The sequence below is a fragment of the Oleidesulfovibrio sp. genome (assembly GCF_047973035.1).
Taxonomy (GTDB): Bacteria; Desulfobacterota; Desulfovibrionia; order Desulfovibrionales; family Desulfovibrionaceae; genus Oleidesulfovibrio.
In genome coordinates this window covers 104252-120066 of the sequence record NZ_JBKEBF010000037.1, presented here as the reverse complement: position 1 = coordinate 120066, position 15815 = coordinate 104252, and the positions used below count along the sequence as shown (strand labels likewise).

Annotated in this window: 10 protein-coding genes; 7 read left to right on the top strand and 3 right to left on the bottom strand. The window is 53.5% G+C overall.

The window, feature by feature from the left end; all coding sequences use genetic code 11:
* Positions 1-258: 258 nt before the first annotated feature.
* Complete coding sequence (locus ACK5LI_RS12760; protein WP_416949927.1) at positions 259-2439, bottom strand: glutamine synthetase III; 2181 nt, start codon at positions 2437-2439, stop codon at positions 259-261.
* A gap of 437 nt (positions 2440-2876) precedes the next feature.
* Here ACK5LI_RS12760 and asnS point away from each other — a divergent pair, with 437 nt between their 5' ends.
* The 4 genes from asnS to ACK5LI_RS12740 all read left to right on the top strand — a co-directional run bounded on the left by asnS (position 2877) and on the right by ACK5LI_RS12740 (position 6898).
* A complete protein-coding gene (gene asnS, locus ACK5LI_RS12755; protein WP_416949925.1) occupies positions 2877-4262 on the top strand; it encodes an asparagine--tRNA ligase in 1386 nt (461 codons plus the stop codon).
* A 154-nt stretch (positions 4263-4416) separates the two neighbouring features.
* Positions 4417-4836, top strand: a complete 420-nt coding sequence (locus ACK5LI_RS12750; protein ID WP_416949923.1) for a universal stress protein — start codon at positions 4417-4419, stop codon at positions 4834-4836.
* Positions 4837-5339: 503 nt separating this feature from the next.
* Entirely contained in the window at positions 5340-5840 is a 501-nt protein-coding gene (locus ACK5LI_RS12745) for a hypothetical protein (protein ID WP_416949921.1), read from the top strand.
* Positions 5841-5992: 152 nt separating this feature from the next.
* A complete protein-coding gene (locus ACK5LI_RS12740) occupies positions 5993-6898 on the top strand; it encodes an ADP-ribosylglycohydrolase family protein (RefSeq protein ID WP_416949919.1) in 906 nt (301 codons plus the stop codon).
* 91 nt (positions 6899-6989) lie between these two features.
* On the opposite strand, the gene ACK5LI_RS12735 is transcribed toward ACK5LI_RS12740, so the two are convergent.
* Positions 6990-8966: a U32 family peptidase gene (locus ACK5LI_RS12735; protein WP_416949917.1), complete on the bottom strand. Its 1977-nt coding sequence runs from the start codon at positions 8964-8966 to the stop codon at positions 6990-6992.
* Between the two features lie 714 nt (positions 8967-9680).
* Between ACK5LI_RS12735 and ACK5LI_RS12730 the strand changes: the two genes are divergently transcribed.
* The 3 genes from ACK5LI_RS12730 to pruA all read left to right on the top strand — a co-directional run bounded on the left by ACK5LI_RS12730 (position 9681) and on the right by pruA (position 14812).
* Positions 9681-10499 carry a dihydroorotate dehydrogenase electron transfer subunit gene (locus ACK5LI_RS12730; protein WP_416949915.1) on the top strand — a complete coding sequence of 273 codons (819 nt, stop codon included), beginning with the start codon at positions 9681-9683 and terminating at the stop codon, positions 10497-10499.
* Positions 10500-10509: 10 nt separating this feature from the next.
* Positions 10510-11433: a dihydroorotate dehydrogenase gene (locus ACK5LI_RS12725; protein ID WP_416949913.1), complete on the top strand. Its 924-nt coding sequence runs from the start codon at positions 10510-10512 to the stop codon at positions 11431-11433.
* Positions 11434-11797: 364 nt separating this feature from the next.
* Positions 11798-14812 carry an L-glutamate gamma-semialdehyde dehydrogenase gene (gene pruA, locus ACK5LI_RS12720; RefSeq protein WP_416949911.1) on the top strand — a complete coding sequence of 1005 codons (3015 nt, stop codon included), beginning with the start codon at positions 11798-11800 and terminating at the stop codon, positions 14810-14812.
* Between the two features lie 230 nt (positions 14813-15042).
* Here the strand turns inward: pruA and ACK5LI_RS12715 are convergent, their stop codons facing one another.
* On the bottom strand, positions 15043-15783 hold the full coding sequence (locus ACK5LI_RS12715; RefSeq protein WP_416949909.1) for a hypothetical protein: 741 nt from the start codon (positions 15781-15783) through the stop codon (positions 15043-15045).
* Between the last annotated feature and the right edge of the window lie 32 nt (positions 15784-15815).

Here is a 15815-nt window from a genome sequence, read left to right as displayed (position 1 = left end):
CTCGGTGGGTTGGCTGTGACGGATAACCACCACAGTAGTTGGCAGGCAAGCAGCCCGCCAGTAACACACTGATAAATTACATTGAAAGCCACTAGCGGCTACTATATCACATTTTTGCAAAATGAACCATTCAGCGATGCATAACAAAATCATGCATGCCGCGTTATGTTAGATAGCCTTGAGAGAAAAAAAAGAAAGGCCCGCCAAAGCGAGCCTTCCTTACGGTGAACCGTTTCTGTGTCGGAAGCGGTAGGATCTTTATTTTACAAACAGCATTTCCTGATAGCTGGGCAAGGGCCACAGATCGTCGGCAATGATGTTTTCCAGCTGGTCAGCATAGAGCCGTACCTTCTGCATTGCAGGCAGTGCCTTGGTGCACATGCAGCTGGCTTCTGCCAGTTCGCTTTCGCAATGGGTAGCCATAACGGCTTCCAGCTCGCTGGTTGCCTGCTGCAGGCCGCGTAGTTTTTCGGTCAGGTCAGACAGCGTATGCGTCACAAACTCCATACCGATTGCTTTCATGTTGGCGCAAGTTGCTGCAAGCTCTCCCTGATAGCGCATTGCCGCAGGGAAAATCTGGGTACGTGACATCTTAATAACCAGCGCCGCTTCTGTCTGAATGGTGCGGCAGTACTGCTCGATGTAGATGCTCTGGCGGCTTTCCAGCTCGCGGCGCGAGAATACGCCGAACCGCTCGAACATTTCCACCACACTTTCTTCAGTCAGCATGGGCAGCGCTTCAACGGAAGTAGGCAGGTTTTTCAGACCGCGTTTTTCAGCTTCCTTATGCCATTCTTCAGAGTATCCGTCGCCGTTGAAGATAACGGCTTCGTGCTTGGTGATAATGTCTTTAAGTACATCCTGCACGGCACCGGGCAGCTTGGTCATGTCGCCCTTGGTGGCAGTTTCAAGCTTTGTGGCGATGTAGTCGAGAGACTCGGACAGGATGGAGTTAAGCACAACCTGCGGACCTGCTACGGACATGTTGGAACCGACAGCGCGGAACTCGAATCTGTTGCCGGTAAAGGCGAACGGGCTGGTTCTGTTACGGTCGCCGGCATCCATAGGCAGCGGGGGCAGGGTGTCTACGCCCACCTGCAGCAGACCTTTCTTTTTAGAAGACTTGGCTCCGCCGTTTTTAATCTGTTCGAATACGTCACTCAGCTGCTCGCCAAGGTATACGGACATAATCGCAGGGGGAGCTTCGTTAGCGCCCAGACGATGATCGTTGCTGGCGGAAGCGACAACGGCACGCATCAGGTGACCGTATTTGTGCACGGCGCGAATCATGGCAGCGCAGAATACAAGGAACTGCGCGTTTTCATGCGGGGTATCACCGGGATCAAACAGGCTGCCAAGTTTGCAATTACCGATGGAGTAGTTCACGTGCTTGCCGGAGCCGTTGATACCGGCAAAAGGCTTTTCGTGCAGCAGGCAGGCCATGCCGTAACGCTTTGCAATACTTTTCAGCGTCGTCATGATGATCTGGTTATGGTCGGTGGCGAGGTTGGAAGTCTCAAACACCGGAGCAATTTCAAACTGTGCAGGAGCAACTTCGTTGTGACGGGTTTTAACCGGCACGCCCAGCTTGTACAGTTCATGCTCCACTTCCATCATGAATGCCAGCACGCGGCGCGGCACAGTGCCGAAATAGTGATCTTCAAACTCCTGTCCTTTGGGGGGCTTTGCGCCGAACAGAGTGCGGCCAGCAAGCTGCAGGTCGGGACGTCCGAAGAAGAAGTTACGGTCGATGAGAAAATATTCCTGCTCGATACCGGCGTAAGAGACTACGCGGTCGTCAGTTTCCGTACCGAAAAGGCGCAGAATGCGGCGGGCCTGCGTATTCAGAGCCTGACTTGCGCGCAGCAGAGGCGTTTTCTTGTCCAGAGCCTCACCGGTGTATGAAATGAACGCAGTGGGGATACACAGGAAGGTTCCGTTGGGGTTTTCAATGATGTACGCGGGGTTGGTTACATCCCATGCGGTGTAGCCTCGCGCTTCAAACGTGGCGCGCAAACCGCCGCTGGGGAAGCTGGAGGCATCAGGCTCGCCCTGAATCAGCTGGCTGCCGCTGAATTCCGCCATCACGTTGCCGTTACCGTCAGGGGTAAGGAAGCCGTCATGCTTTTCCGCAGTAAGGCCGTTCAGCGGATAAAAAACGTGGGTGTAGTGGGTTGCACCTTTGGAAAGAGCCCAGTCCTTCATGGCGTTTGCCACAATGTCCGCAAGCGAAGGATCCAGTTTTTCACCCTGTTCGATGGTACGCTTGAGCGACTTGTATACCGACTTGGGCAGGCGCTCCTTCATTACCTTATCATTAAATACGTTGCACCCGAACAGTTCTGTGGGCGAAGATTCTGCAAAGCTGAATGCCGGTTCTCCGGCCTTGTAGTTGGTAACTGCCGCAATTGCGTTCAGTCGTGCCTGATGTCCGCTCATTCTGCTGCTCCTTCATTAAGGATCTTGTATGTTCTGGTTCAGAGTAGGCGTAAAATAGCCAAAACGCTGTATACCATAATGCACGGCCAGTGCCAACGAACGACCAACTAATTAAAACAGGCAGTTAGAAAAAAACTGCTTTTTTCTTAAAATTTTATTTTTACATTTTTGTACTATTTTATGCTTTTGACGTCTTTATTTTTTACATAATTGTTTAAAACATCATTTTTTGAAAAAAAATAAACCCTTCACAGCAAAGGGACTGATCACAGAAGCTCATCTTACCCGGAGCCTCTCTGCACAAAGGTATTACGCGCGCTACCAAACACTCTTGACCGTCGATTACAATACGCCTATCCCTTCGCAAGAAACCATATCCTGACACAAAATGAAGGGTAGAGGTCATTTTCCACCAGCCACCGCAAGGAGACAATGATATGAAACGCACGCAGATTCTCGATGCATTGAATGCGTCCGCACCCTGCGATGACATCCGGCTGTGCGGCTGGGTACGCACCCGCCGTGACAACAAGGGATTTTCTTTTCTTGAACTGAACGACGGCTCGTGCCTGACCAATATTCAGATCATCGTCGATGAAGGAACAGATGCTTATAAGGTAGTCGAAGAAGCCACAACCGGCGCTTCTGTCGATATCCGCGGGCAGCTGGTGGAATCGCCCGGCAAGGGCCAGAAGTGGGAAGTTCGCGCTGCCGCCATGACTATTCTGGGCGGTGCCGACCCTGAAACATTCCCGTTGCAAAAAAAGCGGCATTCCGACGAATACTTGCGTACCATTGCACACCTGCGCCCCAGAACAAACAAGTTCAGCGCCGTATTCCGTATCCGTTCAGAAGCAAGCTTTGCAGTACATAACTTCTTCCGTGAAAACGGCTTCTTTAATGTGCACACGCCTATTCTGACCGGTTCCGACTGCGAAGGCGCCGGCGAAATGTTCCGCGTGACCACTCTGCCGCCTACAGGCGTAGCCGCCCCCAAAGAAGGCTCCGTCTATGATGATGACTTCTTCGGCAAAGAGTGCAACCTGACTGTTTCCGGTCAGCTGGAAGGCGAAATCATGGCCCAGAGCCTTGGTAAGATTTACACCTTCGGGCCTACCTTTCGTGCGGAAAATTCAAACACACCCCGCCATGCTGCAGAATTCTGGATGATTGAGCCGGAAATGGCCTTTGCCGATCTGGAAGATGACATGCAGCTGGCTGAAGACATGGTCAAATATGTGGTCAGACATGTCATGGAGCACTGCGCCGCTGATCTGGACCTGTTCTGTAAGTTTGTTGATAAAGAGCTGAAAGACCGCCTTGAAAACATTGTGAACAGCCCCTTTGCCCGTGTCAGCTACACCGAAGCTATCGACATTCTGAAGGCCAGCGGTAAAAAGTTTGAATACCCTGTAGAGTGGGGTACAGACCTGCAGACCGAACATGAGCGCTACCTTGCGGAAGAACATTTCAAAAAGCCGGTAGCCGTGTACGATTACCCCAAAGAAATCAAGGCGTTTTACATGCGCCTGAACGACGATGGTAAAACCGTGGCAGCCATGGACCTGCTGGTTCCCCGCATCGGCGAACTGGTTGGCGGCTCCCAGCGTGAAGAACGCCTTGACGTGCTTGAAGCCCGCATCAAGGAACTGGGGCAGGAGCTTGAAGACTACTGGTGGTATCTTGAACTGCGCAAGTTCGGCACCACGCCTCATGCCGGTTTCGGACTGGGCTTTGAACGGTTGCTGATGCTGCTTACCGGCATCACCAACATCCGCGATGTAATTCCCTTCCCCCGTACACCGCGCCATCTTGAATTCTAAAATTTCATTCTTCAGCTACAAGGCTTCGTCTTTCTGGACGAAGCCTTTTTTATGGTCTTAAAAACCCTTCATACATTTCCCTTTGGTCGTTGCCATAAGGGTGAGGAGCAGATATAGTGGAACGTAATCCGTCTAACCGACAAGGAGACTCACTATGGAAATCAAACGGATACTCCTCCCCGTGGATGGCTCGAAAAGCTCCTTGACCGCGGCAAAGGAAGCGGCAAGTCTGGCTGCCATGTTTAAAGCCGATATACTGCTGATGCATTGCAATCAGGTTTTTCCTAACCTGAAACAGCATCTTGATTTTGCGAAGGAAGTTGCCAAACTTTCTAACGAAGTACTGGGTCCCGCTCGGGACGTGCTGCAAGACCACAATATCCGCTTTGTCGAGCGGGTTGTTGACGGCTCTCCCGCAGAGGAAATTGCAGATATGGCCAAGAAAGAAAAATGTGACATGATCGTTATGGGCACACGCGGTAAAACCGTACTGGAAGGACTTATGCTGGGCAGCGTTACCCAGCGGGTACTGAAGATTACCCCTTGCAGGGTGTTGGTAACAAGGCATGTATAGCCTTTCTTCGTATTGAAGCGCCCGTCCGGATGACGGGCGCTTTTTTGTGCCGCAAATCCGGCAGTCACAGACGTAGCAACAGCTGCTCCATAACCGGCGTAACCGGCGCTATCTGCCTGCATGTTGCCTCTGGCAGAATGGAAAGCTTCAGATGGGTAAAGCAGCGCAGTACGCTACAAACAAACTCTCGTGTTGGCATCACTTCTGAAGGTCCGTATCCCGCCGTGTTTGATAATAATCAGCAGTAAACAAAGACAGCCTGTTATTCTCCGTAACATCTTCACAACTATGCCTCCGTAGCTTGCGCTGTCATACTGCTGGCCCAGCCCGCACACGCAGCAATATTCTGCAATGCAGCGCAGTTTGTTATAAAAGAGCACTGTATTCACAGCGTGTTGAGCCGCCTTTCGACTTTGTGAAATTTCGGACTTGACGACAGCCCGTCCAATGTCCATAGTCTGGGCACGCGCAATCCGCGCCAGATCAGGAATCTAGGAGTTGTCATGTCCACGGAATTCGGCACGGCCGTTAAGAAAATCGCTGAAGTCATGATGTTTGAAAACTGGCTTCGTTTTTATTTCATCAATGAAGAAGAAGACTCCAAGCTGTTTATCCGTGTACCGGAGCAGGCTGAAGAACGAATTCAGAAGGACTACCCCGACGTAGCCGGCCTGTTGGAGTTTATGAATAATAAGGAAATTACCTTTGAAACGTCGCGTAGCGCCGTGTGCACCTTTGTTGCCACCAAGCTGGAAGGCAAAAGCGTACGCAACGATCTGACAGGCCGCGTTTTTGACAGTTCTGTTTTCCAGCTGCAGATGCAGCTTTTCAACATCTGGGTTCAGTCCCACGAAGCGCAGCTGGACAGCAGCTTTATGGAATTCCGCACCTGGCTGGAAATGTTTGAAGAATGGAAAAAGTCCGACCGCGTAAAAGAATACGTGGAAGAGATGAAAGATACGCTTGTACGCGCTGCCAAGGACACTTGCAGCGTTCCGCAATAAACATCCTGACTGTTACTTTTCAGGCAGCATCCGTTTGGGTGCTGCCTTTTTTATTACGCTGCATGCCCTCTGGCATGGTCAAAAGCCGCTATTTGCATTATTCTGCATAATAGAACTCTAAAGCAGACCGGCTTTCTCGCAAGGAGGGCATTATGAGTAAGATACGTTCAGCCATTTTGGCGTCTTTTGTTGCTGACTCGCTGGCGCTGGGCGCACACTGGGAATACGACAGAGAGCGCATAGAAAAAACACTGGGCAGAATTTCAAAACTGGTCGCCCCCCGCCTGAATGCCCACCATCCCACCAAAGAGGCGGGAGATCTTTCACACTATGGCGACCAGACTCTGCTGCTGCTGAAAACCGTTGCAGAAACCCGCGACTTTTCTCTTCAGACTTTTGCCGAGCACTGGCAGCAGATGATGAAAGAGTACACAGGGTACATAGACAGAGCTTCCCGTGATACCATGGCCCGTTTTGCCCAAGGTTCCCCGCCGGACAAAACAGGTGCCGTAACCGGAGATTTTTCCGGAGCATCGCGTGTGGCGCCGCTGCTGGCTATTCTGGGCGATGATCTGGACAGGCTTATTGATGCAGCCCGTGCGCAATGCCTGATGACGCATGGCTCTGTACTGGTGGCAGACGGTGCGGAGTTCATGGCGCGTTCAGCCCATGCGTTGCTGCAGGGGCACTCTATGCCCGACGCGTTTTTGTCCGCCGCAACTGCCGGATATACGGAACTGCCTGCCGAAGACTGGCTGGCCTTTGCCGAAATGCATACGAACATGGAAGGAGCTGAAGCCATAACCCGTTTCGGGCAGGCATGCGGCATGAAGGGCGCCATGCTCAGCGTCATACAGCTTGCCATACGCTACGAAGACAACCCCGCAGAAGGGCTGGTTGAAAACGTCATGGGCGGCGGCGATTCATGCGCAAGAGGCCTTGCCCTGGGAATGCTGCTGGGGGCACGTCACGGACAGGACTGGATACCCGTGCACTGGCTTTCCGACCTGCGCTCGCGTGATGCCATTGAAGACTGCTTTACCAGATTATGGGCCTAGTGTTCCTGTCTGATTGCGCGTAGCCCAGCTTGTAAACGCAAAAAAAGCCGGACGTTATGTCCGGCTTTTCTTATTCTTCCATTCAAATGCGTTACAGCAGCGTCAGGTCCCAGTTGAAGGTACTGGAGCGCGACGGCTCCGGCACTTCACGGGGCGGCTGTTCTTTCATATGCACAAAGATAGTATAGCCTGCGGCTTTCAGTTCTTCGTGATGCGAGGTTATATCCAGCGGCCAGCCGGGGAAGAGCCAAGTATTCTGCCCGTAACGGCGTGCCCAGAAGGGCTCCCGCTTAGGACTATAAAACGGCTCGCCCTGCTTAAGAGGCTGCACGGGGTTGCGGGTAAGGCCCATAGGCCAGTAACCGGACAGGACAATACCCAGCGGGATGGGGCTCATGGCCGGCAGAGACAGAACCTCTTCACCGGACAGTTCGGGGCTGACAATGGCACCACGGATTCCCATACGTTCCAGCACAACCAGCGCTGCAGGGTTCGAGATATTGCAGAAAGGACCTGCCACAGGGGCGATCTTTGCATTCTCGGGGAAAAGCGCCATCTGCCAAGGCGCACCGAGCACAAAGTGACGGGCACCGTTGCGCAGCACCTGCACTATCAGGCGCTTCCACTGATCTTCTTCGTTAGGCCAGATAACAGGCGGCAACCACCACGAGTAACGGGGCACCAGAGTGCGTGATATGCTGGCAGACTTGGGCGAAAGCCACACTCCGTCCACCACTCCGCCATCGCGCCCACCGCGGCGGCCTTTGGGTATGTTGCCGTGCAGCATAACCGTAAAGCCTTTGCCCATACTTCCGGCACGGGCAGGAAGCTCGGGTTCGAAATCCACAGAAGTCTCGCTACGGGTCCGGACAGCGTTCAGTTTTGCTTCCCATTGGCGCAGCAGGGCAACCAGATCTTTTTCGCGCCTGTCGATAAGGAACACAGGGATTCCGGCTGCAGGCGGGCGCCCTTTGGCAAACGGCAGAGTAAAAGCTCCGGCCTTGGGCACGGGCTTGCTTACGCGTACCGTGCGATGCCACGGGTCGTCCTCGTAACCGATGCGCAAAAAGTCCGCAGTTTGCAGCGCAACGCGGGGCTTGAATTCAAACGCACCCTTTTTATCACGCGTCAGCTTGCCCACCAGCTGGCCCGAACTTGTGGAATCGTTCGGAGCTGTCACCGGATGCTGCTTCTGAGGCAGGAAACGGGCGTGGGTGGTAGGACGGCTGAGCGCTTGCTTCAGCAGGTCTTCGGCCTGCTTTCTGGCTTTCGGATCGTTAGGGTTATCGCGCAGCAGCCGATACGCCGTAACGGTATAAAAAACATAGTGCGGGCCTTTTTTGCGGCCTTCGATCTTCCATGAAGAAAGATTTTCCATACCCAGCAGGTTACGCGCCAGCACATCCAGCGAAAGGTCAAGGCACGAGAAGTAACGGCCTTCACGGCTTTTCTGTTTGTACATACGGCGGCAGGGCTGCACACAGCGACCACGCAGACCGGATTTACCGCCCATGTAGCTGGACCAGTAGCAGCGGCCTGATACACAGAAGCAAAGCGCACCGTGCACAAACAGCTCAAGGTCAAGCCCCTCAGGACAGTTGTCGTTGCACAGGCGAACCTCGTCTATGTCCAGCTCCCGCGGCAGGATAACGCGGTCTGCACCGATGCTGCGTGCGGACTCCAGCGCTGCCGGATGTGTAATGTTTGCCAGTGTGGAAAGGTGTATTTCGCCTTCAAAACCAGCCTGACGCGCCATTTCCACAGCGCCCAGATCCTGCATGATCAAGGCATGGGGCTGCACTCCGCGCGCAAGCCGCGCAATAAGGCGTCCGGCTGCGGCAGGGTCGTTGGGCTTGAGCATGGAGTTAAGCGCAATATACACCTTGCGGTCTTCGCGCCGTGCCAGCTCAACCATCTGGGCCAGTTCTTTTATGGAAAAGTTATCAGCCTGCATACGGGCAGAAAAATGCTTCATGCCTACGTAAACGGCGTCTGCACCGGCTGCCAGAGCTGCCAGAAACGATTGAGTATCGCCTGCGGGTGCTAATATTTCAGGTAGATGTGTCATTGTTATGGTATCCGTAGCGGGGCGGGTAGGGAGTTGCAGTTTTTACTATGCCCGATGCCCGTTCTTCTGACGCTCTCATTCCGGCGTCATGCCGTTCTTCCGTCTGCCAGAGGACTGTTATGCCCCTGCTTTCTCAAGACGGAACCGACAACATACGGTTCGGGTCATCGCAACGCTGCCGCAAAAAAAGACAACACACCGATATGCAAGAACATATCGCGGAACTGCCTTTTCTGCGGCCACAATCAGGCCGCGAAACTGCAATGCAGACAGACCAACGCCCCGGCACAGTCCCGTCTGCAACCTTGCATCTAACCATAGAAGGGCACAGATGCAACAGTAATAATTCCCGTCTGCGTACTTTATTTGCACAGACGCATTATTTTGTGCAATGCGCACTGCCGCATTTGGCAACAAAGTAATCCTGCTCTTGTCAGAGGCGGACGAAAACACTATGTGAGTCCTGCCACCAGGGCAGGTCATTCTTATGTGAAGGACAGATACAATCTGGCTTTATACTGCTTGCAAGCCTCGCTTGACACAACTATCCTCTGATACCGCGCTGTTACTGTATTTTTACAGTCTGCCTGTGCTGTACAGGCACTTTTCCGCCACTCTACAGCAAGATAGTGTTGACCCGCTCAAAGGCCTATTCTAGACAATTAGAAAGCCACGCCTGCGATTGCGTGGCTTAAGAAATATGAGGAATGTGAAATGAGCGAAGAGCAATGCACCGAACTCAAGGTGCTGGACAACGTCCCTTTCGGACAAGTGTCCGGTGACGCGCAATTTTTTGCCCTGCGCCTTGAAAAACCCCAATGGAAAGACTGGAAGCCCGGTCAGTTTGTGATGATCCGTCCGCGCGGATGGGCCTTTGACATGCTGTGGGCACGCCCTTTTTCCATATGCCGCGTCAGCAGCCGCGATCTTGTCCTGTTCTTTCAGGCAGTAGGACGCGGTACCCGCAGACTGGCCGAGCTGAAAGCCGGTGACTCCGTAGTCGTGTGGGGCCCCCTTGGCAACAGTTTTGCTGTGGAGCCTGATACCTCCACCTTGTTGCTGGCCGGCGGCATCGGCATCGCTCCGTTCATCGGTTATGCCCACGCGCACCCTAAACCGTGGAACCTGTGGATGGAATTCGGCCACCGTATGCCTTTGGGATGCTATCCTTTTGAAAGCATCAACGAAAAAATCATGGCCGACAACTATCTGGAAGAATGCCCCGAAGACCTGCAAAAGTTCATCGCCCGCCTGGAAAAACGCATTGCGGAATACGCAGAGCGTGACGGTCTGGTGCTGGCTTGCGGTCCCACGCCGTTCCTGCATACCGTGCAGCAATTTGCTTTAAAGCATGGCGCACGTTGTCAGCTTTCGCTTGAAACCCGTATGGCATGCGGAGTAGGCGGCTGCCTTGGCTGCGTTACCAGCACCACCGACAAACACCACCTGCACGAAACGCAGGCTGGCAAAGCACAGGTCTGCAACAACGGCCCCGTATTCTGGGCTGATGAAATTGACCTGACCAAAGCATAGGAGCACGGCCGTGGATTTGCACGTTACCATACCCAGCGGTCTGCATGGCCTCGAGCTGAAGAACCCCGTCATGACTGCCTCGGGCACGTTCGGCTACGGGGTTGAGTTTGCACCCTACGGTGATCTGACCAAGCTTGGCGGCATTGTTGTCAAAGGGCTTTCCTTAAAGGCCCGCGCAGGCAACCCTATGCCCCGCATCGCCGAAACTCCATGCGGCATGTTGAATGCCGTGGGCCTGCAGAACTCCGGCGTTGAAAATTTCATCACCGAAAAGCTGCCCAAACTGCCGTGGCAGGAAACCCCTGTCATTGCCAACCTGTATGCCTGCGACCCTGACGAATTCGCGGAACTGACAGGTATTCTGGCCGCAGAAGAGGGCATTGCCGCCATTGAAGTAAACATTTCCTGCCCTAACGTCAGCGAAGGCGGCATCCTGTTCGGTCAGGACGCACGGCAGGCGGCGCGGGTAACCAGCGCGGTCAAACGCCGCTCCGGCTCCAAACCCGTTATTGTCAAGCTGTCACCCAACGTTACCGACATCACTGAAATCGCCCGCGCAGTGGAAGACAGCGGCGCGGACATGCTGGCCTGCATCAACACGCTTAGCGGTATGGGCGTGGACATACGTTGCCGCAAACCGCTGCTGGCCAACGTTATCGGCGGTCTTTCCGGCCCTGCCATCAAGCCCGTGGCCTTGCGTTGCGTATGGCAGGTGGCACGTTCCGTCAGCATTCCGGTTATCGGCATCGGCGGGGCAACCACGGCGGAAGACATTCTGGAATTCATCCTTGTGGGCGCGCACGCCGTACAGATAGGCACCGCCAACTTCATGCGTCCTGACATGGCCTTTCGCCTTGTGGACGAGCTGCAGCAACTTGTGGACGAGCTTGGCATCACCAGCTGGGATGAGTTCAGAGGCTCTCTGCAAGTATAACAAGTTACCGAAAAACATCCGGGAAGCTATCGATAGTGTCGTAATCTGCCGCAACCGTTACATCGGACGCGGAACGACAACCCTGAGAGTTTTACAGAAAAACATCACCGAAGCCGGAGAGCGATTACGTTCTCCGGCTTTTTTATATCCGCCACAGCATCTATAAGCAGAATAGTTTTGGATAGTTGCACAACTTTTTCAAATGAGTGCGCTCTGACATTTTTCTACAAACTCACTTGCCTTGAATGGTGCGAACACGTACAACTTCACAAAATCAATAAAAATGCTGCCAGTTCAGCGCGGCATAACGGGAGTGCCTTTAGTTCAACCGACCACACATTTACCGCATCCTTAGGAGGAGCGCATGGAAACCATGCTTGATGGAAAAATAGTCTCTCGTGGCAAGGAGTTTTTTACCAGTATCAGCGGCGAAGCCCCGTCCATCTTTAATAAAGGCTGGTGGACAGGCAAAGTCATGGACTGGGCCATGCAGAACGAAGACTTCAAGGTCCAGCTGTTCCGCTTTGTTGACGTGTTCCCTTACCTGAACACATCAGAGTCGCTTTCGCGGCATATCCGTGAATATTTTGCAGAGGGCGGCGATGATGTGCCCTCGGTGCTCAAGTGGGGGGCAGGCAAGGCTGGCTTCGGCGGCAAGCTGACAGCCATGCTGATGGAAAAAACCATCCGCTCCAATATTGAAGGCATGGGCCGCCAGTTCATCATCGGACAGAACTCCAAAGAAGCGGTAAAATCAATCGCAAAGCTGCGCAAAGACGGCTTTGCCTTCACCATCGACCTGCTTGGCGAAGCCACCATGAACGAAAAGGAAGCCGACGAGTACCGTGACGGCTATCTGGAAGTTCTGGACGCCATTGCCAAAGAGCAGGACAAATGGACACCCCTTAAAGGAAGCGGTCCCGATAAAGATCTGGACTGGGGCTACACTCCCAAGGTCAACGTTTCCATCAAGCCCTCGGCCCTGTACTCTCAGGCAAAGTCTGTAGATATCGAAGGTTCTGTTCAGGGCATCATGAAGCGCCTTGCCCCCATCTACCGCAAGGTTATCGAAATGAACGGCTTCCTGTGCATCGACATGGAAGCACTCAAGTATAAGGAAATGACCCTTGAGCTATACCGCAGGATGCGCAGCGAACAGGAATTCCGCCACTACCCGCACCTTTCCATCGTGCTGCAGGCCTATCTGCGCGAGTCAGAAAAAGACTTGGAAGACCTGCTGCACTGGGCCCGCACAGAAAAGCTGCCCATTGCCATCCGTCTTGTAAAAGGCGCCTACTGGGACGCGGAAACCGTTATTGCCAAGCAGAACGGATGGGAAATTCCCGTCTGGGTGCACAAGCCTGAATCAGACATGTGCTTTGAGCGCATGACCCGCACCATCCTGCAGAACAGCGATATCTGCTACTACGCCTGCGGTTCGCACAACATCCGCACCATTGCCGCCACCATGGAAATGGCAAAAGAACTGAATGTGCCCGAAGACCGCTACGAGTTTCAGGTGCTGTACGGCATGGCGGAACCCGTGCGTAAAGGTTTGCAGAATGTGGCAGGCAGGGTGCGCCTTTACTGCCCCTACGGCGAACTGATTCCCGGCATGGCCTACCTTGTGCGGCGCCTGCTGGAAAATACCGCCAACGAATCATTCCTGAAGCAGAGCTTTGCTGACAACGCCGACATGGAGCGCCTGCTCGAAAATCCGGAAATTACGCTCAAGCGCGAGCTGGAAGCACGCCCGCCGCGAGTAGAGCCCTCCGGCACAGGTGGCCTGCCGCCGTTCCGCAACGATGCCATGATAGACTTTACCATTCCGGAGCAACGGGCTGCCTTCCCCCGCGCCATAGCTGAAGTACGCGCCAAAGCGGGCGGCACTATTCCGCTGTATATCGACGGCAAAGACGTAAGCACTGCAGATGTCATTGCCACCACCAACCCCGCAGACCCCGATGAAAAGCTGGCAGAGGTGTGTCAGGCCGGAGTAGAACAGATAGACAGCGCCATAGAAGCCGCAGAGCGCGCATTCTACATCTGGCGCGATGTTTCGCCCGAAGACCGCGCAAACTACCTGCTTAAAGCCGCAGACATCGCCCGCAAAAACGCCTACCAGCTTTCTGCATGGCAGATTCTGGAAGTGGGCAAACAGTGGGATCAGGCATACCATGACGTAGGCGAGGGCATCGACTTTCTCGAATACTACGCCCGTGACATGCTCCGCCTTGGCAAGCCGCGCCGCATGGGTCGCGCGCCGGGCGAACACAACCACCTATTCTATCAGCCAAAGGGTATCGCGGCGGTTATTTCGCCGTGGAACTTCCCGTTTGCCATATCCATCGGCATGGCTTCTGCCGCCATCGTTACCGGCAACCCCGTCATCTACAAACCATCCAGCATCGCATCGCGCATCGGCTACAACCTGACGGAAGTCTTCCGCGAAGCAGGGCTGCCCGCAGGCGTGTTCAACTTCTGCCCCGGCCGCAGCTCTGTTATGGGCGACTATCTGGTAGAACATCCTAAGGTAAGCCTCATCTGCTTTACCGGTTCAATGGAAGTCGGCCTGCGCATTCAGGAAAAAGCAGCCGTAGTTCAGCCCGGACAGCACCACTGCAAACGGGTTATCGCGGAAATGGGCGGCAAAAACGCCATCATCATTGATGACGACGCAGACCTTGATGAAGCAGTGCATCAGGTCATCTACTCCGCATTCGGCTTTCAAGGGCAGAAATGCTCCGCCTGTTCGCGTGTTATCGTGCTCGACCCCATCTACGACCGATTTGTCAGCCGCCTGACTGAAGCCTGCAACGACCTGAAAATCGGCCCCGCAGAAGACGCGGCAAACTATATGGGCCCAGTTGCCGATGTTTCACTGCAAAAAAACGTGAACGCCTACATCGAAATCGCAAAGCAGGAAGGCAAAATTATTGTCTCCCGAGACGATATTCCTGAAAAAGGCTGCTACGTGCCGCTGACAGTTGTGGAAGGCATCACGCCGGAGCATCGCATCGCTCAGGAAGAAATATTCGGGCCGGTGCTGGCAATCATGCGCGCCAAAAACTTTGACGAGGCGCTTGATATTGCCAACGGAACCAGATTTGCTCTGACCGGCGGCGTATTCTCGCGCAGCCCGGAGCACCTTGAAAAAGCCAGAAAGCAATTCCGCGTGGGCAACCTGTACCTGAACCGCGGCAGCACCGGCGCACTTGTTGAGCGTCAGGCGTTCGGCGGGTTCAAAATGTCCGGCGTAGGTTCAAAAACCGGCGGCCCCGACTATCTGCTGCAGTTCATGGACCCGCGGCTGGTTACCGAAAACACCATGCGTCGCGGCTTTACCCCCATCGAAGAAGATGACGACTGGATTGTGTAAAGCTGGATAGAAAAAGCGTTGCGCCAAAAAAAATGAAAAGAGGCTCCCGAAAGGGGGCCTCTTTATTTGGGGTGAGTAATTTTCGCCTCCGGCGGGCAAGGGGAATAATTCCCTTTGCAAACCCCGAGAAAACTATGGTCACTATTGCACCATACGATTCGCAATCGCTGCCTTTTTAGGTTTGCTCGGCAGTAGGCTTGCAAAAGGCAGAGCCTGTGCTTTAACTCAACCTACAGCTTTCGCATTGCACTTAAAGGCCAGTAAACGTACTCAACTTTTCCTGTAACCTCTGTTTCATCAACAAGTCTCACAGTTCCTTTATGCCCTACTGTTTCCACAAGATACCGTCCTTCAGGAATCATACAGGAATCATCCGCATCTGAAAGGCTCCCGACATTTTCACACGATTGAAATGAACAAACATCTCCGGTAACTCCCTGTATCCGAAATAAATATGGAGAGCTGTCGGGTGCATCAGAATCTATCTTTTCGATTACAACAAAATCGCCTTTAGCAAGCTCTCGCTCCCAATATGAATGCGGAACTCCCAACAGTCTTAAACCTCCCCCAAATTCCGGCAACAACGCAGTATTCCCCGCTGCAATTGAATACGATTGAAACCGGCCACCATCCACAGCACTGTTTACTACAAAAAATGCCACGACATACATGGATAAAAATGCAGTACGCTGCCAGCGGCTGCTGCCAAAGCCGTCTCCTGCCAAAACAGGCTTTGCAAAGGCCGCATCAAACGCCGAATACAGACGGACAAGAACCTCCAGCGCGCCCAGTAGTCCCATCAACAACAAAAAACTATCATTCTTCAGCCCAGAAAAAAGTAAGAGAAGAGGGTCATCAATTAGAATAAAAACACCTAATCCAAAGCCCTTGGCAAAGTGCCCCCGTACTATCTGGCCGGTACCCGGGCATAGAAAAGACAATGCAGCTAACGCAAAACGAATCAAAACCACCAACCTCATTTATTCATGGAACATGCTGAAGC

Bases quoted from the DNA above. Each gene is read 5' to 3' on its own strand.
- ACK5LI_RS12760 (WP_416949927.1), bottom strand. From the start codon at position 2,439: ATGAGCGGACATCAGGCACGACTGAACGCAATTGCGGCAGTTACCAAC.
- asnS (WP_416949925.1), top strand. From the start codon at position 2,877: ATGAAACGCACGCAGATTCTCGATGCATTGAATGCGTCCGCACCCTGC.
- ACK5LI_RS12750 (WP_416949923.1), top strand. From the start codon at position 4,417: ATGGAAATCAAACGGATACTCCTCCCCGTGGATGGCTCGAAAAGCTCC.
- ACK5LI_RS12745 (WP_416949921.1), top strand. From the start codon at position 5,340: ATGTCCACGGAATTCGGCACGGCCGTTAAGAAAATCGCTGAAGTCATG.
- ACK5LI_RS12740 (WP_416949919.1), top strand. From the start codon at position 5,993: ATGAGTAAGATACGTTCAGCCATTTTGGCGTCTTTTGTTGCTGACTCG.
- ACK5LI_RS12735 (WP_416949917.1), bottom strand. From the start codon at position 8,966: ATGACACATCTACCTGAAATATTAGCACCCGCAGGCGATACTCAATCG.
- ACK5LI_RS12730 (WP_416949915.1), top strand. From the start codon at position 9,681: ATGAGCGAAGAGCAATGCACCGAACTCAAGGTGCTGGACAACGTCCCT.
- pruA (WP_416949911.1), top strand. From the start codon at position 11,798: ATGGAAACCATGCTTGATGGAAAAATAGTCTCTCGTGGCAAGGAGTTT.